Source organism: Metabacillus sp. Hm71 (genome assembly GCF_051842955.2).
In the GTDB taxonomy this organism is placed as follows: domain Bacteria; phylum Bacillota; class Bacilli; order Bacillales; family Bacillaceae; genus Metabacillus.
In genome coordinates this window covers 3,121,731-3,140,715 of sequence record NZ_CM200278.1, presented here as the reverse complement: position 1 = coordinate 3,140,715, position 18,985 = coordinate 3,121,731, and the positions used below count along the sequence as shown (strand labels likewise).

The 18,985-nt window shown below is 36.9% G+C and carries 16 protein-coding genes and 3 pseudogenes; 12 read left to right on the top strand and 7 right to left on the bottom strand.

Going from position 1 to position 18,985, the window contains the following annotated elements; all coding sequences use genetic code 11:
- Window positions 1-125 precede the first annotated feature (125 nt).
- Window positions 126-1,502 (top strand): allantoinase, encoded by a 1,377-nt coding sequence (locus ACSVDH_RS15280; protein ID WP_439253665.1) that lies wholly within the window; start codon window positions 126-128, stop codon window positions 1,500-1,502.
- 141 nt (window positions 1,503-1,643) lie between these two features.
- On the opposite strand, the gene uraH is transcribed toward ACSVDH_RS15280, so the two are convergent.
- From uraH to ACSVDH_RS15260, 4 genes are all read right to left on the bottom strand, one after another.
- Window positions 1,644-1,997 carry a hydroxyisourate hydrolase gene (gene uraH, locus ACSVDH_RS15275; RefSeq protein WP_439253666.1) on the bottom strand — a complete coding sequence of 118 codons (354 nt, stop codon included), beginning with the start codon at window positions 1,995-1,997 and terminating at the stop codon, window positions 1,644-1,646.
- A gap of 61 nt (window positions 1,998-2,058) precedes the next feature.
- On the bottom strand, window positions 2,059-3,486 hold the full coding sequence (locus ACSVDH_RS15270; protein WP_439253667.1) for an NAD(P)-binding domain-containing protein: 1,428 nt from the start codon (window positions 3,484-3,486) through the stop codon (window positions 2,059-2,061).
- Between the two features lie 51 nt (window positions 3,487-3,537).
- Complete coding sequence (gene uraD / locus ACSVDH_RS15265) at window positions 3,538-4,035, bottom strand: 2-oxo-4-hydroxy-4-carboxy-5-ureidoimidazoline decarboxylase (protein ID WP_439253668.1); 498 nt, start codon at window positions 4,033-4,035, stop codon at window positions 3,538-3,540.
- A 19-nt stretch (window positions 4,036-4,054) separates the two neighbouring features.
- Complete coding sequence (locus tag ACSVDH_RS15260) at window positions 4,055-5,380, bottom strand: nucleobase:cation symporter-2 family protein (protein WP_439253670.1); 1,326 nt, start codon at window positions 5,378-5,380, stop codon at window positions 4,055-4,057.
- A gap of 424 nt (window positions 5,381-5,804) precedes the next feature.
- On the opposite strand from ACSVDH_RS15260, the gene ACSVDH_RS15255 reads away from it, so the two are divergent.
- The 3 genes from ACSVDH_RS15255 (at window position 5,805) to ACSVDH_RS15245 (ending at window position 8,925) form a co-directional block, all read left to right on the top strand.
- Window positions 5,805-7,238 carry an NCS1 family transporter gene (locus ACSVDH_RS15255; RefSeq protein ID WP_439253671.1) on the top strand — a complete coding sequence of 478 codons (1,434 nt, stop codon included), beginning with the start codon at window positions 5,805-5,807 and terminating at the stop codon, window positions 7,236-7,238.
- Between the two features lie 390 nt (window positions 7,239-7,628).
- Window positions 7,629-8,132 (top strand): DUF2243 domain-containing protein, encoded by a 504-nt coding sequence (locus ACSVDH_RS15250; protein WP_439253673.1) that lies wholly within the window; start codon window positions 7,629-7,631, stop codon window positions 8,130-8,132.
- Window positions 8,122-8,925, top strand: coding sequence for a cytochrome c oxidase assembly protein (locus ACSVDH_RS15245; protein ID WP_439253674.1), 804 nt, complete (start codon window positions 8,122-8,124; stop codon window positions 8,923-8,925). The genes ACSVDH_RS15250 and ACSVDH_RS15245 overlap by 11 nt, the downstream gene beginning before the upstream one ends.
- A gap of 562 nt (window positions 8,926-9,487) precedes the next feature.
- Here the strand turns inward: ACSVDH_RS15245 and ACSVDH_RS15240 are convergent.
- Both ACSVDH_RS15240 and ACSVDH_RS15235 read right to left on the bottom strand, forming a co-directional pair.
- Window positions 9,488-9,940 (bottom strand): VOC family protein, encoded by a 453-nt coding sequence (locus ACSVDH_RS15240; RefSeq protein ID WP_439253676.1) that lies wholly within the window; start codon window positions 9,938-9,940, stop codon window positions 9,488-9,490.
- 393 nt (window positions 9,941-10,333) lie between these two features.
- Window positions 10,334-10,591, bottom strand: a pseudogene (locus tag ACSVDH_RS15235) (helix-turn-helix domain-containing protein); the annotation flags it as partial.
- Here ACSVDH_RS15235 and ACSVDH_RS15230 point away from each other — a divergent pair.
- A pseudogene (locus tag ACSVDH_RS15230) lies at window positions 10,587-11,000 on the top strand (recombinase family protein); the annotation flags it as partial. The pseudogenes ACSVDH_RS15235 and ACSVDH_RS15230 sit on opposite strands and share 5 nt — an antisense overlap.
- 159 nt (window positions 11,001-11,159) lie before the next feature.
- Here ACSVDH_RS15230 and ACSVDH_RS15225 read toward each other — a convergent pair.
- Window positions 11,160-11,306 (bottom strand): BH0509 family protein, encoded by a 147-nt coding sequence (locus ACSVDH_RS15225; RefSeq protein WP_439253677.1) that lies wholly within the window; start codon window positions 11,304-11,306, stop codon window positions 11,160-11,162.
- A gap of 850 nt (window positions 11,307-12,156) precedes the next feature.
- On the opposite strand from ACSVDH_RS15225, the gene ACSVDH_RS15220 reads away from it, so the two are divergent.
- The 7 genes and pseudogenes from ACSVDH_RS15220 (at window position 12,157) to ACSVDH_RS15190 (ending at window position 18,572) form a co-directional block, all read left to right on the top strand.
- Window positions 12,157-12,933 (top strand): SDR family oxidoreductase, encoded by a 777-nt coding sequence (locus ACSVDH_RS15220; protein ID WP_439253679.1) that lies wholly within the window; start codon window positions 12,157-12,159, stop codon window positions 12,931-12,933.
- 273 nt (window positions 12,934-13,206) lie between these two features.
- Window positions 13,207-13,998, top strand: a complete 792-nt coding sequence (locus ACSVDH_RS15215) for a phosphotransferase (RefSeq protein WP_439253680.1) — start codon at window positions 13,207-13,209, stop codon at window positions 13,996-13,998.
- Window positions 13,999-14,327: 329 nt separating this feature from the next.
- Window positions 14,328-14,684, top strand: coding sequence for a hypothetical protein (locus tag ACSVDH_RS15210; protein WP_439253681.1), 357 nt, complete (start codon window positions 14,328-14,330; stop codon window positions 14,682-14,684).
- A 208-nt stretch (window positions 14,685-14,892) separates the two neighbouring features.
- Window positions 14,893-15,531: a hypothetical protein gene (locus ACSVDH_RS15205; protein WP_439253682.1), complete on the top strand. Its 639-nt coding sequence runs from the start codon at window positions 14,893-14,895 to the stop codon at window positions 15,529-15,531.
- Between the two features lie 305 nt (window positions 15,532-15,836).
- Window positions 15,837-16,454: an NUDIX hydrolase gene (locus ACSVDH_RS15200; protein ID WP_439253683.1), complete on the top strand. Its 618-nt coding sequence runs from the start codon at window positions 15,837-15,839 to the stop codon at window positions 16,452-16,454.
- 201 nt (window positions 16,455-16,655) lie between these two features.
- Window positions 16,656-17,075 (top strand): hypothetical protein, encoded by a 420-nt coding sequence (locus tag ACSVDH_RS15195; protein WP_439253684.1) that lies wholly within the window; start codon window positions 16,656-16,658, stop codon window positions 17,073-17,075.
- A gap of 301 nt (window positions 17,076-17,376) precedes the next feature.
- Window positions 17,377-18,572 (top strand): annotated as a pseudogene (locus ACSVDH_RS15190) (IS110 family RNA-guided transposase).
- The last annotated feature ends 413 nt before the right edge of the window (window positions 18,573-18,985 follow it).

The window sequence follows — 18,985 nt, the reverse complement described above, 5'->3', positions numbered from 1 at the left end:
ACTATTTTAAACTAAAACACAAATAGGATACTTATTAACACAAAATGTAATGAAACATAACAATCGTGGGGCACTTCGTTATAGAACCTAAAAGGAAAGGATACTTAAATGAAAGGGGTTCACTCATGGAACATTTTGATTTTATCATAAAAAACGGAAATGCAGTATTGCCTAATGGAGTGAAAGAAACGGACATCGGTATTAAAGATGGGAAAATTGTTGCTATTCAAAAAGGCATTACAACAAAAGCCAAAAAGACCTGGGATGCTAAGAATCAATATATTTTTCCGGGGTTGATTGATGTACATGTTCATTTTAGTGAACCAGGGAGAGACGAATGGGAAGGATTTCATACAGGTTCGATGATGATGGCAGCAGGCGGTTGTACGACTTACTTTGATATGCCCTTAAATGGAATTCCTTCAACCGTTAATGTGGAGGCACTTGAACAAAAGGCGGAAATCGGGAATCGGAAGTCTTTTGTTGATTTCGGCTTATGGGGAGGGCTTGTACCAGGTAATGAAAAGGATCTTGAAGCGATGGCGGAATCTGGCGTTATAGGATTTAAAGCCTTTCTTTCCACAACAGGAAATAAAGAATTTGAGTCTGCTGATGATATCACATTGCTAAACGGAATGAAGATCATTGCGAAATTAGGGAAAGTGTTAGCTCTGCATTCAGAAAGTGCCCCGATTACAAATTGGTTGAAAGCAGAGAAAGAAAAAACAGGAGCATTTAGTGCGGATGATTATTTAGAAACACGTCCGATCATTGCTGAGGTTGAAGCGGTACAACGCGCCCTTTACTATGCGGAACTCACTGGATGTCCTCTGCATTTTGTCCATATAAGCTCTGCTTTAGCAATCGAAAAAATAGAACAGGCGAAGCAAAGAGGAATGGATGTTACGGTTGAAACATGTCCACATTATTTACTGTATAATCATGATCATTTAAAAGAATTGGGAAGTATCGCAAAATGTGCCCCGCCATTACGAGAAAAAGAGGAACAACAGAAATTAATTGAACTAGTCCTTGAGCAAAAATTTGATATGATTTCATCTGATCATTCCCCTTGTACCTATGATTTGAAAGACCCGGCTGTTAATAACTTATTTGAAGCATGGGGGGGAATTAGCGGCGGACAGTTCTCTCTGCTTTCAATGATTGAACTGGCCATACAATATAATATACCATTTGAAACCATTGCCCAATTGACTTCTGCTGCGCCAGCAGAGAGATTCGGTCTTTCAAATCGAAAAGGAAAAATTGTCGAAGGGGCAGACGCTGATTTTGCCATTATTACAACAGAAAAATCCTTTACCGTAACAGCGGAAAATTACCTTGCAAAACATAAAGAAAGCTTATACATCGGCCATACATTTCCATGTAAAGTTGTCGGAACGTTCAACAGAGGTAAAATCGTTTATCAAGATGGAAACATAATAGCAGAGCAACCACATGGAACTTGGGTAAAACCTGAGCATTACGCATTCCTTAAATAAGGAAACGTAAAAACATAATAAAACCATTCTTCCGATATCGAAGAATGGTTTTTCATGATTAAATATAAGATGTGGAATATGAAAATAGTAAGAAAAAACACGACATTCTATCATGTATGAAGGATAGAATGTCGTGTTCTTTTAGCTGCCTCGATAAACTTGATAACCCCATGGGGAAATCAATAACGGGACATGGTAGTGACTTTCTGGATTCGCAATCCCAAAGCGTACAGGTACTTTTTCTAAAAAGGCCGGATTCTGCAGGTCAATGTTTTTGCTGCGAAAGTATTCACCAACATGGAAAACAAGTTCATAGGTTCCGATTTTCACCTCATTATCAGGAATAAGGGGTTCATCTAGCCGTCCATCTGAATTTGTCCAAACCGTCTTTATGAATTTCCATTCATGAGCTTCTAAAAAAAATAAATCAATTTTCACATTGCTTGCCGGTTGACCATGAGATAAATCAAGTACATGAGTTGTTAAACCTGACATAATAAAAATCTCCTTTATTCATCATAAACATGTTAAGAAAAAGAAAGCAGCAGTGAGTAGCTTAGGATCTGCTCACCGCATTGTTCAAGTCACCAATAAATTCAGGCTCATTATAAGCGTAGTATTGAGCAAGAATTTTATTGCGATCATCGAGGAATAGCTGTTCAGCTACTGCTGAAACTAGTCTAGGAATCCCGAATCTCAATCCAGAAAGGGCAGCAGCTACAATTCCGCAGCTAATAAGGGCGGAATAGTTGTATGAAAATAGACCATACAGGAGCTTTTTCCCTTCGTCATTTCTACTAAGCAGCGCAAAGCCTGGGCTGAGATATGGATGTGCATCAAGTGTTGAATTCGCAATTTCCTCTGGAGCGCTATAACGATCGCCCCAACGAGCAATATGTTTCTCAACAAGTCGTAGCTCAGGGCGCAAGGCAGGATCAGTCATAAGGCCAGTACTGATAATCAGGAAGTCAAAAGTAAATGTCCCTTGAGGTGTCGTGACAACCGCACCTTCACTTGTTGCCTCGACATGAAGCCATGGTGAACCTAAGTGAAGCTGAAAACCAGGCCAAGAAGCTGTACGTTCAAAGGTGTCATTCGTAGGCGGCTGATTATGTTTAAAGAAATGGGCCATCACTGCATATTTATCATCGTCTGTTAATGAATAGAACCGTTCAATGAGACCTGATCCTTCCATCTGGCGGATTGGATTGATTCGCGGCAGCTCCTCGCGCCTTACAAAGACATGGGCTTCAGCGACCCCTTCACTCAGTGCGAAATTAGCATTATCAAAGGCTGAAGCTCCTCCTCCTAAAATAGCAACCTTCTTACCTTTTAAAGAATGAAAATCAATGGCTTTTGAAGTATGTGCATAAAGATGCGGCGGCAGGTTTTCGGAAATCATTTGCGGCACATGCCATTGGCCGCCGCCTTGAATTCCAGTAGCCAAAATCACTTTACGCGCTAATAATGGTTCGGCTGGAGCGCCATTTCCTTCAACATGAAGCCTGTGGATGCCATTTTCTAAAGGTTCGATCAAATTTAATTTCACCTCATTTTTAACAGGTAGATTGAGTACATTTCGGTACCATCGCAAATAGTCCATCCAATCTCCGCGAGGGATTTTATCAATCGCTTCCCAGCCTTTTTCCCCGAATTGTGCCTCCCAATAGGAACGGAAGGTAAGAGAGGGGATGCCAAGGTCAATGGAAGTTAAATGTTTAGGAGTTCGTAAGGTGACCATGCGAGCGTAGGTTTCCCACGGTCCTTCAAAACCTTCAACATTTTCATCGATCACGAGAATGTTTGATATCCGTTCCCGCAACAAACCAAAAGCTGTTCCTAATCCTCCTTGTCCACCGCCAATAATAATGACATCATATACATGTCCTTCAGGGTGGCTGACAGGCTGTACCCAATCCTTTCCACCAAATGCGAGATAGGAAAGATCTCTTTTGACTTGTTCGTTTAAAGCTTCCAAGCTCATAATGTTCCATCCCTTTCCTAAAAATCTTCAAATACAATATGAAAATAAGGGTTAGTCGATAATTTTTTCTTTTAATCGCAACCAAGCGATTTTATAAATTTCTTTTAAGGCTGTTTGAAACTCAGTGTCTTTTTCCTGATTAATACGAGATTCCAACGCTTCATAAATTTGCTGTTTATTTTTTCCGCGTACAGCAAGGATAAAGGGGAAACCGAATTTGTCCATATATCGTTTGTTGCTGTTGATAAATTTTTCGTATTCATCGGGAGTAAGATCTTGTAATCCGGCACCTTTTTGTTCGTTTATCGAATTTGTTGTCATGGAGACTCGTTCACCTAAATTAGGATGGGCTTTGATAAGGGTAAGCTTCTCGTTTGCTGAAGAATTTTCAACAATGTTAACCATTTCCTGGAATAAATGTTCTAATGAAGAAAATGGTTTTGCTTTTTCTGCTTTTTCCGCAATCCAAGGGGAATGTTCAAAAATTCCGCCGATAATCTCGATAAATTGTGCATATGAAGTATTATTCAATGTGTCAATCGTATACATGTCATCTTTGCTCCATTTCTTAATAATTCTTCACTTTCGGCTCTAAATTTGGTTCAGATATAATCTTTAATGAACGTTTAGGACGCATATTAAAGACGATATTTAACATAATCGCCGTAAGACTTCCGGTAATAATTCCATCGCTAACAATGATCCGAAGTGTTTCCGGTAAAGCGACGAAAAGATCGGGTACAACCGTTGCCCCAAGTCCTAAAGAGATCGAACAAGCAATAATTAATAGATTATTATTGTTAGAAAAGTCAACTCTAGTAAGCATTTTGATTCCAGAAGAGACAACCATGCCAAACATAATAACTGTCGCTCCACCTAAAACGGCAGTTGGAATAAGGGTTGCTAATGCAGCAATTTTGGGGATAAAGCCTAAGGCGATTAAGATAAATCCGGCCGCAATCGTCACATGCCTCGTTTTCACTCCGGATAATTCAACGAGTCCAATGTTTTGGGCAAATGTACTGTATGGGAAGGCGTTAAATATGCCTCCAAGGGTGAAGGCGATCCCTTCTGTTCGGTAACCACTAGCGATCTCTTTTTCAGTCAACTCTTTACCTGTCATTTTACTTAAAGCAAGAAAAGCGCCAGTTGATTCAACGAGGATGACGATTCCAACTAAGATCATCGTTAAAATTGGCATCATCTCAAAAGTGGGTACACCAAAATGGAATGGAGCTGGCAAATGGAACCAAGACGCATCCGCTACCACTTGTGTATCTAATTTCCCCATAAGAGCGGCTGCGATCGTACCGATCATAATCCCGATTAAAACAGAAATAGCGCGGAGGAATCCTTTAAAGAAGCGATTCATGATTAATATGATCGTTAGTACGCCAAAGGAGAGGATGATGTTTTCGGCAGAGCCAAAATCTTGACTTGATGCGCCGCCGCCCATATTTCTTATCCCGGTTGGAATAAGTGATAAACCGATAATGGTGACAACTGTTCCTGTTACTACTGGAGGAAAGAGTTTTATTAATTTACCGAAAAAATTTGCAAAAAGAATAATAAATAATCCTGCTGCAATTATGGATCCATAGATAGCTGAAGTTCCATAACTTGTACCAATCATAATCATAGGGGATACCGCTACAAATGAAGTGCCTAACACAACAGGAAGGCCGATCCCTACATACTTACTTTTCATCGATTGCAAGATCGTGGCGATCCCGCATGTGAGTAAATCAATGGAGACGAGAAAAGCGATTTGATTAGGCGTAAACCCCAGGGCACCGCCTACAATAAGAGGAACTAAAAGGGCGCCTGCATACATGGCAAGTACATGCTGTAAACCTAATGAGAAAATTTCTGGTTTACCTATTTTTTTCGACATTGTGAACCTCCTTATTTTACATGTTAGAAAAAGTGACACAATATGTTTCTAATATTTACATAATAATGAATATTCGGAAAACTGTCATTGTTCAATATAGCTAAAAATGTAAATTGTTTTTAGAGAAAATATATAAAATTTAGTGATTGCTGTATGTTGGCGATGGTACTAAACAGACATTTCAACTCCTCGTAATTTATTCGTACAAACAAAGTTTTGTATACTCCCCTCTTGTTCGAACAAAAATTTTAGTTAAATAGCACAAAGAAATATTTGAAAATTCACATTTTATACAGTGAAATTTCCAAAGTTATCATTTAGACTTTATTTTATGTGAGGATATATAACATTTTATGGGTAATTATGTTACATGATGATTAATAATCATATATGGCAATGATTGAAACAAGGAGTTGAGTTTACAATGTCAACAATTCTAGAAAATCACGTGATCGAAGAGTCTCAGAACCTTCAGGCTGCTGGTGTGGATGAATCACTACAGCCAAAAATCGAAGAGAGCAGAACGGTAAGTCCAATCTCCTATATGTTTATGTGGATTGGAGACGGCGTTAATTTAGGCAATATGACGCTTGGAGCTAGTTTGGTTGTAGCAGGAACCGCAACACTAAACATTTTTCAGACATTTGCCGCAGCTGTCATCGCAATTGGCATCATTTCCATTTTTTTCGCTTTAAATGATCGGCTTGGATATAGAACGGGAATTCCTTATGTTGTTCAGCTCAGAATGTCCTTCGGGATGAAAGGATCAATCATATCATCCCTATTACGCGGGATCCCGGCCATCATTTGGTACGGTTTTCAAAGCTGGATAGGAGGTACTGCCTTAAACGAAATTGTGAAAGTTCTTACCGGTGGAGCTTTTGACAATATTGCTATTTGCTTTGTAGCGATTCAGCTTGTACAAATTGTCCTTTCACTATTTGGCTTCCATGCGATTAAATGGGTGGAAATACTTGCTTCAATTGTTATTATGCTGGCACTTGTCTATGTATTTGGCATTCTATTAACATCCTATAGCGAGATAATAGTAGAAAAATGGGTACATACAGAAGGCACTTGGGGCCTGCCCTTCTTTGCATTCATTATGATGTTTTTAGGGAATTATGCGGCAATCTTTTTAAGTGCAGGGGATTATTCAAGAGAGCTTAAATCTGGCATCAGTGACGCAAAACGCGGGTTTTTGTATTTTTCGCCTATTTTCATCGCGTACGGCTTCGTCCTTACCATTGGAGTCATGCTTGCTGCCGCAACCGGCATCTCTAATCCAGTAAAGGCATTTGCGATTGTGGTGGATAATCCTTATATTACAGTAGGTGTATCCGCATTTATTGTGATCGGTGCGGTTGCCGTAAACATGGTTGCCAATATTATTCCGCCAACTTATGTTATTACGTTACTGACAAAAATGAAATATAAAGCGGCTGTTGCCATAACAGGGCTGTTAGCACTTTGCTCATTTCCCTGGGTACTTGTAAAGGATTCATCAGCAAATGGTCTTGGTCTGTTTATCCTTATCTACTCGGCATTTTTAGGACCGATCGTTTCTATTTTACTTGTTGATTATTATATTTTAAGAAAGCAAAAAGTAAATGTGGCAGATTTGTACAATGAAGAGGGGCCATTTGCCGGATCTAATCCATGTGCACTGCTTGCCATGCTGATTGGAGCTGGCGCTGCCTTTATAAAAGTGGAGTTGGCGTGGGTCATCGGCGTTGTTGTTGCAGGTATTGTCTATTTTCTTCTGACAAAGTATTCGTTTAAAAAATCACCATTTAAAAATGGAACGATATTTGAGAAGGATTGTAAGCCAGTCAAGGAAATTAAATCAATAGGTTAAGGGACAGCGGGACAGGTAAAAGCACTGAATTTTATCAATATAAAGAAAACAAAAGAAGCAAACAGCCTATAGGTAGTAGGTTGTTTGCTTCTTTTGCTCTTTAAACGGACTGTATGAGAGTAGACTGTTGCTTGTAGTTTACTCTCTTTTTTTACCTATTCATTTAATAAGTAGATAAGTAGCTTCAATTGGTATTACATTTGAATAAATTGAATTTTGGACCAGAAACTTTTTGTGATTTTGAGATCGTAAAGGGTTTAAATTATTAATTTTGCGAGGATATTCTTACGTGTTTTTTACCAAACAACGAAACCATACAAATGCAAGTCTATACCATATTTCTCTAGGGTAAACTGGGATATGTAATGACTTATAAGGAAAGGGTGCAATTTGATGAACAAATCTAAAACCAATAAATTAACTCACTCTGACTTTTTGACCCGTAACCTATGGTCGGGATTCCTGTTTGGACTTGGTCTTGTAGCCTTTATTGATGAAACGGTTTTTCATCAACTTTTGCACTGGCATCACTTCTATGACAAATCCACAACAGATATTGGGTTGATATCAGATGGCCTTTTTCATGCTTTTAGTTGGTTTGCAACCATCTTTTCTTTATTTATGGTGGCAGACCTGCGTCGCAGAAATACATTTTTAATGAAAAGGTGGTGGGGCGGCATTATGCTCGGGGGAGGTTTATTCCAATTATACGATGGGATCATCCAACACAAGATCATGAGGATCCACCAGATTCGCTATGTAGAGAATGTACTAATCTATGATTTGATTTGGAACATCATTGCCGCAGTCATGATTGTAATCGGAATGATCCTTATTTATACGTCACGAGAGAGGGTAAAATCGAATAGAGGGGAAGCCGCAAATGAACAATAACCATATGCATCATGGTAATGGAGATTCCTTCGAATTTATGTTAATGTTACCATTTTTCATGGCATTGATTGTATATATCCTTGCATCAGTTCTAACAAGCCATCGCCACAAACGATGGCCTCTATACCGTACTGTCTTCTGGTTTTTTGGCGTTCTCTTTCTAGCTTTGGCCGTTGTCGGACCTATACCAAACCTTGTTCATACTAATTTCGCAGCTCACATGCTTGGCCACTTACTTCTAGGAATGCTTGCTCCACTTCTTCTAGCGCTCGCTGCACCTATGACGCTTATCCTGCGTACACTCAATGTTCATGGAGCTCGTTGTCTGTCACGGATTCTAAAGAGTTGGCCAGTACTCATTTTTAGAGATCCAGCTGTGGCATCTTTCCTTAATGTCGGAGGGCTATGGGTTCTTTATACCACCGATTTATACGGGGCAATGCAACATAATAGTATGTTACATCTATTGGTACATATCCATGTGTTCATTGCCGGCTACCTTTTTACGATTTCCATGATTTATATTGACCCGACACCACATCGAACAAGCTTTAGCTACCGTGCAATCATGATGGTGCTTGCGTTAGCTGGCCATGGAATTTTATCAAAGTATCTTTATACTCATCCACCTAGTAATGTTTCTCTCGCACAAGCAGAATTAGGAGGCATCATGATGTATTATGGCGGGGATGCCATTGATCTCATCCTTATATTTATTTTTTGCTTGCAGTGGTACAGGGCAAACCGACCTCGTATAGTTGGACATGAATTGGCAAGATTGAATGCAAAATGAATGAATCAGGCTACAGCAAGTACAGGATGCCCAGGATTCAGCGGAAATCATATACCATAACTTAAAGATAAAGAACAAAATAATGTCAAAGCCTTGGATTAAATCGAAACATACTTATTAAAATAAGAAGCCAATTAAGGGGGAATACCTTACCGGCTTGTCTTTTTCACTCCTGAAAATTGACCTGCATTAGCAAGTTCACGGAAACCCCTGGCTGAAGCTGGTTCGCCAAATTTAATCAATCCATTCTTAATAATGACTTAATGGGGTTCCGCCGTCAAAACGCGGATTTTCGGACCGATGGAAAAAGCAAGGAAAGTAGTATTACTTTACTCGTGAAAGTTGATTTCAGGGGTAATTCTTAATTTATATATTAGGGGTAGCGTCAGGAAAATGCGGATTTACAACAACGTTAAGGAAATTACAAAATTAAAAAGTGCAATTTCTCAGCATTAAATTAAGAAATTGCACTTTTTCTGTTAATTAGAAAAACGCCCTTTGAATAAGAATTTTCTTCAAATATTTTTATTTCAGTAAAGGCTTTCTATAAAACGTCACTTACTTATTTGTTACCGAGTTGTTCCGCCAAACCGATTAGAAGTCCTTCGATTCCACGAATGTAGCAGAGCCGATACGAGTCCTCGTACTGAACCACTTCGCCAACGAGCTGAGCACCATACTTAGTGAGTCTGGATACCATTTCGTCAATGTCTTCAACGGTGAACATGACGCGTAAATAACCGAGGGCGTTTACAGGAGCAGTCCGGTGATCTGATATAGTAGGTGGGGTGAGAAATCGCGAAAGTTCAATTCGGCTGTGGCCATCTGGGGTAACCATCATAGCAATCTCTACGCACTGAGAACCCAGTCCGGTTACGCGACCAGCCCATTCACCTTCGACAGTGGCTCGCCCTTCGAGGTTCAAGCCAATCTCCTCGAAGAAAGAGATTGCGTCATCAAGGGATTCTACAACAATGCCGACATTGTCCATTCTTAGCAATTTGTTTTTTGCCATAGTTTTATCTCCTTATGGGTAAAAATTTATTATTTGATCATCTTCATAATAATTCTATTAAAAAGTTACAAATTCCTTCCAAACAAAAAACACCTTGTCACAGATCATGATAACAAAGAAAAGTTACAGTATAGGAAAATGTGAAATTGGGTTTTTGGGTATGTCATATAACATCTTGTTAACGAACAACACTTCGTAAACCCTCTACTATTGGAATATTCGCGAACCTTATTACGTGAATACCATCATGTTCAAATAGTTTCAAAAATTCGATACCGTAATTGCTATTCGATAAAACAACTTCGACTTCCCCACAAAATATTCCTACTCTGTACTCTATTAAATTGCCCTTTAGAGGAATAAAGATTCACTATTATTCACTTCGGATAATCTTTAATATAAAGCTGACCTTGAAACATTCGTAATTTCACAAATTTGCTTTACGGTCATTTTGCCTTCTCGATAAAGCTTTACTGCATAGTTAATCCCAGCATGCTTATCGTGATACTTCTTAACTCTTCCCAAGTATTTCCCTTCCTTTTTCGCTAAATCGATTCCTTCACGTTGACGCATTCGAATCAGATCGCGTTCCAATTGATTTACCCCACCCATGACGGTCATTAAGAATTGGCTAAAGGGAATATCTACTGATGATACCTTAGTTGTGACTTGAATGGACCGTCTTGGTCGAAACACTGTTCAGTTGTTGCAGCTGGTTGAACAGCTTCGTGAAAGAAACATACATTTTGTTGTCTTAAACTTAGGAATTGATACAAGAACACCTACTGGTAAGTTCTTCTTAACTGTTATGGCAGCATTTAGTGAACTAGATCGAGAAATGATCAAGGAGAAGCAGCGTTCAGGAATTAAATTGGCTAAACAAAAGGGAAAATATCGAGGAAGAGTAAAAAAATATACAGATAAGCATCCAGGAATGAACCATGCTATTGAATTACGAAAAACGACCGATAAGACTGTAAAGGAAATTTGTGCAATTACATGGGTTAGTCAGGCAGCATTTTATCGAAGGTTAAAGGAAATGAAAAATGATATGTTATAGAAATTTGAAATTTTTACACATGAGGCACCTCAATCCTCGAATCGTTTCCGTACCCTTTATATTATCATCCATAAAATTTTTATATATTCTGCTGCTAGTACAATAAAGCCTTTGTACTCGGTACAAAGGCTTTAGGCTTATTTTTAATTTATTTTCAAATTACATATAATCGTAAACAGAATCCTCAAAATAGAGCCAGTGATAATATTCAATCTGAGAATCCGTCATTTCAGAAATTTCTCTTTGATTGAATTTTTGTTTTTCTAATAAATCTTTTACTTTCAATTCTCTTGCTAATCGGCTCATTAGTAAGTCCTCCTTATGGATAAGAAGTAACGTTGAAGTTACAATCCTGTAAGCGGTTGCCTTTATTTCTTATTTTCATTATATATCTCAAATCGAGATGAAACAAATATCAATTTGAGATTATTTTTCAAAAACTAATATAGAAAAGTTATTTATTGCTGCTGGTGTTTAAATGTAGTTGAAAAAGTCAGAGTTTTGTTTCAAGTTATTTAAAAATTTGGCTCCATCTGCAAAAATGATCAAATCTTGTCTAAAAATAGATACATCAAAATGATAAAGCAATTGAGGTTTTTAATTTAATAGTATCAAAGAGAATAAGATTCCTTAATAAATTCTAAGCTCTGCCCATGTTCAGAGAAATGGGCTGAATGTTTTTATAAGGGGAATGCATCATGCTTCTTTTTTTAGAGTTAAAGACTGTTTAAAGGTATGGATTTAAAATTGAACCGAAAATTCCTTTTTGAAAATCCATATCCTCGATCTTCAATAATCGGGCCATTTAATGGAGGAAGTCTTATAGAGCAAACGGGAAGTAATGTGCAAGATAGTTCTTTTTGAATAATTTACTAGAATTGGTAATTATGATACCATATAAGAGTGGAGATGTACGGAAGGAGCATGGATCTTAATGGGAGATATCCTTTAATGGCTAAGTAATTGAATGGATTTGTTGATTCCCTTTTTATTGAAGGGTCAATTTTTCATTTTTATTTAAACCATTATAGGATCGCTGGGTTCATGTGCTATAAACACACCGAGCGAATACCTATTTTAGGTATTCGTTTTTTTGTTTGGTGAGCATACATCTCCAATAGCACTATGTTTAGCGTGTCCGTGAGGAGATGCTTTTATGAAACGATTAATGAATAAGATCGCGATTGTTACTGGTGCAAGTCGAGTAATGGGCATAGGTACTGCAATATGTCGAGAATTAGCCAGAGAAGGCGCAGACATTTTTTTCACCCATTGGTCAAAGTATGATCGTCAGATGAAATATTTTATTGATGCTGATTCCGATTGGTCGCAACATCTTATGGAGGAGATCCGCAGCTTTGGAGTACGATGCGAATCAATTGAATTGGATCTTTCGCAACCAGACGCACCGAGGAAACTGCTTGATGAAGTTAATGAGAGACTCGGCTCTCCATCAATTCTTGTAAATAATGCAACATATTCCGTTGACGTAGATTTTCGTTCTATAAATGCAGATATCCTCGATGCTCATTATGGCGTTAATATTAGAGGAACGTGTCTTTTGACTGTTGAGTTTGCTCGTCAAATTGAAGGAAAACATGGTGGTCGAATTATTAACATGGTGTCAGGTCAAGACAAATCACCTGAGCCTGGCAATTTAGCTTATGTTGCAACAAAAGGTGCTGTTTCTACTTTTACTAAATCAGTCGCTCTTGAATTAGCGCCACTTAAAATCACGGTTAATGCCGTAGATCCTGGACCAACAGACAGTGGATGGATGAACAGTGAGTTAAAGGAATACTTATTACCGAAATTCCCAATGGGTCGAATCGGTGAACCTAGAGATGCTGCAAAGTTAATCGTCTTTTTAGCAAGTGAAGAATCTGAATGGATTACGGGACAAATTATCCATTCAGATGGAGGCTTCTGGTGATATAACGTATTAGTGGTCGCCAACTTTTATTTGTTCTTCAATGGATGTCTAATGTTTAATAAATGTGAACTTTTTTCAACGGCCTGAATAATTCCAGAATAGGGCGCCTTTCATTAGTAATAAGGCGTCCTTTTGTATTGGGCCATATTCTGGAGTAAGAAAGAAAATTAGAAGGTATATCTTGAATTTAAAGTCATGTAATTAAAGGGGTTAGTTGAAAAACAGGATTTGTATAACGGTTTATCGAAAGTCATATTCGGGAGGAATATTTAGATGTCAAACCATGAAAACGAAGAAATGCTAACAGGAGGGAATGTCTCTAACGTTTATCGTTCGGGAGATACTGTACGACGAGAATTAAAGCCAGATAGTCCCAAAATTCATAAGCTATTAAAGCATTTGGAGAACAAAGGTTTCAGGTATGCACCAAAGTTTTTAGGTATTGATGAAAAAGGAAGAGAGATATTATCATTTATTGAAGGAGAAGCTGGTAATTATCCTTTAAAAGAATACATGTGGTCTGATGATGTTTTAATAGAAATAGGGAAAATGCTCCGTCATTATCATGATTCTGTGAGTGATTTTTCATTTGATGATAACTGGGAATCGATAGATAACACCCCAAAACAATTTGAGGTACTATGCCATAATGATTTTGCAATATACAACATTATTTTTAATTATCAAAGACCAATAGGCATTATTGATTTTGATGTTGCTGGACCTGGTCCAAGACTTTGGGATATAGCTTATACTCTTTATACTTGCGTCCCCTTAAGTAGATTTTATCTTTCTGAAACAGGTGAGAAAGTTTATTATAATTCATTACAGCATGCTAACCATATAAAACAAAGAGTTAGATTGTTTTTTGAATCTTACGGTGAGGGAATTGAAGACGATTATTTGGAAATGGTATTTCTACGATTAGAAGGGTTATGTAAAACAATTACAAGAAAAGCCAGTGAAGGTGACATTGCTTTTCAAAAGATGGTAGATGAAGGGCATCTTGAACATTATCAAAACGATATTAAATTCATTCGTGAACATGGAAAAGAGTGGATTTAAGGGTAAGTTTTTGTTAAACGGGGGCTTTTCAGGAATAAAAGTGTAGCCAAAATACAATAAAACGATATTCAGCAATCGGGCGCTTTACTTGAATAAGAAGTAACGTATTTAATACTTGTTTATAGGTGAAAGTTAGGAATAATTAGTCGCATTTCATAAAGTGAGATGCGACTTTTTCAACGTCTTATACAAATTTCTGTAAAGGTAAATGTTTGGAAGAAACCCCCTGTATTCAAAATTAATCAAAAGGATTTATAATTTTCGTAAATAACTAGGGGTTAACCTTGAAATAATGCTTCAAGGGAAACAGAGGAAAGAGGAAATGGATAATGTTTATTAATATGTTTTGGATAATTTATTTAGGAATTCTTGGTGCTGTTGCTATTGGATATCTTATTAAAAGAAAATATAAGACTTTTCCAGCAAAATTAGATTTTGTAATCTCGATTATTACCTGGATTGGACTTTTTGGTTACGTAACAAATAGCCAAATAATGAATACTTCTTTATGGCAAATCGTGTTTTTGGGGGCGTTATTTTGGGACATAATATATAGCTTCTTCCTAGCTGACTACGGGGAGGAGTTCGAGGATGTCTCACCTCCAGTCAAATACCTGATTATTGCTGTAGTATTTGTACTTTTACTCGGTCCATTGTACTTTGGTCTATATAAGTATGCATTCTAAAGAGCTACCACTAAATATATTTACAAACACAAAAAATTGGTCGCTGATTTATTATTAAAAAACAAATTTCGATTATTGGAAAATACATCTGTGTTATTCAAGTAATGGGTGCGAGAGTCGAAGAAACATTACGATCAGTTACGACTGTTCATTCTCAATATTAAAAGCTGTATAGTAAGAAAAGACATAATAATTAAAAGGAGAAAAAATGAATTGGTTATCATTTGTATATGCGATGATTTTTGGACTAGTAATTTCCTTTATAGGGGGTTTTTTAGACTTTCCTGAACCTCTTGTTTCCTTTTTCGTCATTATCATTATTGCGTACTTCCTTATATATCCGATATTCCGATTATATTGGGGAACAGGTGATGTAGAAAAAATAGAACAACTTCTTTTAAAAAATAAAAAGTATCCTTTTTATAGATTTTATTATGGAATTGCTAATGGAATTGAAAAAGATGTAGACGAGTCCATTAGAAAAATCAATCAAGGTTTTCACCTGCCTAGTGTAAAAAAACAGCACCAATTAATTCATGCATATTTTCACGAACAACCAGAAGAAATGGAAAAGATCTTAAACGGCATGAGAAAGTCAGCCTTTACTCTTTATTACCAAGCAGCCCGTTCGATTTTGATTAATGATTTTGAAGGTGCTCGGTCATATATTAAACAAAATCCGAAAATGTGGATGCAGGAAGCATTAACAACAGAACTTTTGGTTAAAGAGAATCGAAAAGAAGATGCATTTAATCATGCACGCAACGCTCTTTCGAAAACAAAGGGAATACAGCGATATGTTTTATTACGTAGTTGGGAAAGAGAATGGGGTATGACTTTAAATTAAGGGCAAATTTAAGAGATATAATGAAATAAATATGAATAGTTTTTTACTTAAGTGGTGATATATTCGATAATCATTTTAATTGATTATTAGAAATTCCTTATTGCATTAAATAGGGCTTTAGTAAAATTACTGAGACGTTATTTTTGCATCTCTTTTGCATTTTCAATATTCCTCAATCGGGCGCTTTACTCTAATAAGGAGTAGAGCTTTTTTCTTTAAGTAAAGTGGCAAGTTTAAAAACGAAATTATCAACATTGATTGCTGTGTGGTAATATTAGGTATTATAAAATTGGCGGTGATTGTAAATGGAACCTAAATGGCTTGATTGGGCGAAACAACTTCAATCCATTGCTCAGGCGGGATTAACTTATTCAAAAGATGTTTATGATTTAGAAAGATTTGAATTAATAAGAAATATAAGCGTTGAAATGTTGTCACATCAAACAGATATGGATATGACAGTAATAAAAGATTTATTTGCAAGTGAAACTGGTTATGCAACTCCTAAAGTAGATATTAGAGCTGTGGTCTTTAAGGACAATAAAATATTAATGGTCAGAGAAAACACTGATGGTGACTGGGCGTTACCTGGTGGTTGGGCTGACATCGGATTAACTCCAAGTGAAGTCGCAGTTAAAGAAGTAAAAGAAGAATCAGGGTTTGATGTAAAAGCAATCAAGTTATTGGGTGTACTTGATAAGAAGTGTCACCCACATCCTCCTTCCCCATATCACGTTTATAAAATATTTATTCAATGTGAAATAATTGGCGGACAACCAATGGAAGGCATAGAAACAAGTGCAGTTGAGTTTTTTGCTCAAAATGAACTACCAGCATTATCAATAGCTCGGAATACAAAAACACAAATTGAGATGGCTTTTAGGAATTTAAAAAATCCCCAAGAATCCGTCTATTTTGATTAACTTTTTTTAAGCAGAGATCTACCTAATTGTTCAATTATTATGGGTTTTAAAGAGTTCTCCACTACACTAAGATAGTGGTAAATATAAAGAACTATGTAGAGATTTAGGGGGCAACTTGGATATTTTAAGAACTGTTTTAGGAAAATGGAAAAATGTGATTGCCGGTATCATTGGTGGACTAGTTGGGGGATTAGTTGCTTAGTGATTTTAATGTTTCATATTGATACTTTTATATCTTTTTTAAAGGAGTGGCAAGATTTAACGGGGGGGATTGTTGGTGGTGTTGTTGGAGGATTATTTACATATCTAGCTGTATTTTTGACCTTGAAAAATCAAGCTAAACATGACTATAACCCTAAAAAGTTAGTTGCTTTATCTGAAATGACAGATGAGATTAATAAGTTATTGCTGAAAGCAGCAACTGTAGATAAAGAGACTTATAGAATGGTAATAGTTGAATTGGAAGAATTTAAGAAAAAAGGATACGATCAAATAGGAGTTCCTACTGATAAGTATAGTACAAAATTTTATTTGGATTTATGTCAGAATTTTATGGATGACTTGACTGCATTCAGAAAAAAGGTATCTGAAAGAAGTAAGTATTATGAGGATCAAATTTAGTTAGATCCCATCACAGCTAATATAAGCTGATTGCTTATTCCAGAAAAGGGCGCGATCGTATTATAAGGTCAACTAGTAGTGATACTGGTTGACCTATTTTATATGGGTTATGCTTTAGGTAGTCGGGGTAGGACGATAGGGCGCGTGGGACTTGATCCCGTCCAGAATAATGTCCACCTCCTACTTGTAGAAACATGTTTGAGGCTGGTTGGGGCTTTGATCCCGAATAACAAGCGAAGCTATGAAACTACAAGATAGTTAGGAGCTACCGGCAAATAAGTAAAAGGAGATGTGATAAAGTATGGATCCAGTTATTGGCCTGGATGTAGCAAAAGGAGAAAGCCAAGTCCAAGCCTTCTTGGCAAGAAAGCAACCTTTTGGAAAAACCTTTAAGTTTAAGCATGATACCAATGGTTTACATGATTTTTATGTATTTTACAAGGAAGTCAAAATGAACGCTGAAGCAGATCCTGTGATCATTTTTGAATCTACTGGACACTATCATGAACCTGTACTTCAATATCTTGAGGAGAGGAGGATAACCTACTATTTAATAAATCCAGTGGTTTCTTACGAAACTAAAAAGAGTAGCCTTCGAAAGGTTAAGTCAGACCCAGCTGATGCTCGACATTTATGCGAACTCTACTACAAGGAAGATCTAGAAACATTTCACCGAAAAAATGTTCAAACCATGAACTTACGTAATTTATCTAGACAACATGATTCATTAACTCGTAATTACGTACAGTTAAAGCTACAGTTTCAAACGATTCTAGATCAAGTTTTTCCTGAATATAAAGGCGTTTTTGGGAATTTGTATTCACAGGTATCTTTAAAGACCTTGCTTTTATATCCTACTTCAGACGTCGTTTTAAAGGTAACAACAGAAGAAATAGCGAGTATGATGCATAGTCTAGGAGGAAAACGTTCGTATGCATGGTTTTGGGATAAAGCGAATAAGCTTAAAGAAGCAGCAGAACGAAACCCATTTAAGAAAACCCTATATAAGAGCCATTTAGTGACCTTAAAGATGTACATCCAAATGCTTCTTCAACAAAAAGAGTTTCTATCCATCCTAGAACAAGAGATTAATGAATTAGCTATACAGTTTGAGGAGTATGAGATTCTCCGTTCCATACCGGGAGTAGGATGTAAGATTGCGGCTACACTCATTTCCGAAATCGGGGAAATCAGGCAGTTTAGTCACCCTAAAAAGCTAGTGGCCATGCAGGAATTGATCCCAGGATCTATCAATCAGGTAAGTTTACAGCTACTATAAACCGCATCACGAAAAGAGGCTCTTCCAAGCTAAGACAAGCTTTATATACAGCCGTTCAGTGTGGATTAACGAATAATCGAAACACCAAACTTAGAGAGTTTTACGACAAAAAAAGAAGTGAGGGAAAACCTCACAAAGTAGCGATAATAGCCTGCGCCAACAAGCTATTACATTGGATTTATGCCATTCTTAAGCATAAAGAGAGTTTCATAGCATAACCAACACCTAATAATTACATTATTTACAAAAACTTCAATTTAATATTTTGAAGTCTTTTTGTCATGCCTTCTTTTATTGTAACATTACTTATGAATTAATATTAAGCCAAAAATATTGACTTATATTAGCTGGTATTGTGAAACAACACAAGCAGAAAATGATCAATTTTTTTTGTATTTTCAATAAGTCAGTTTAAGGGGCTTTAAACCAACAAACGAATCTATAAACACATGTATTTATAGATTCGTTTATTATTTGATATAGGGTTTCATAAAAAAAGTCTTGATAAAATGCTGATGATAGCATTTGCAAGTTTGGTGTTGTCAATCATATCTTTCAGAGATAAAAAATAACCCACCCTTGAGCTTACCACGGCGATAGAGTGAGTTATTTTACCATAATCGCTGATCCC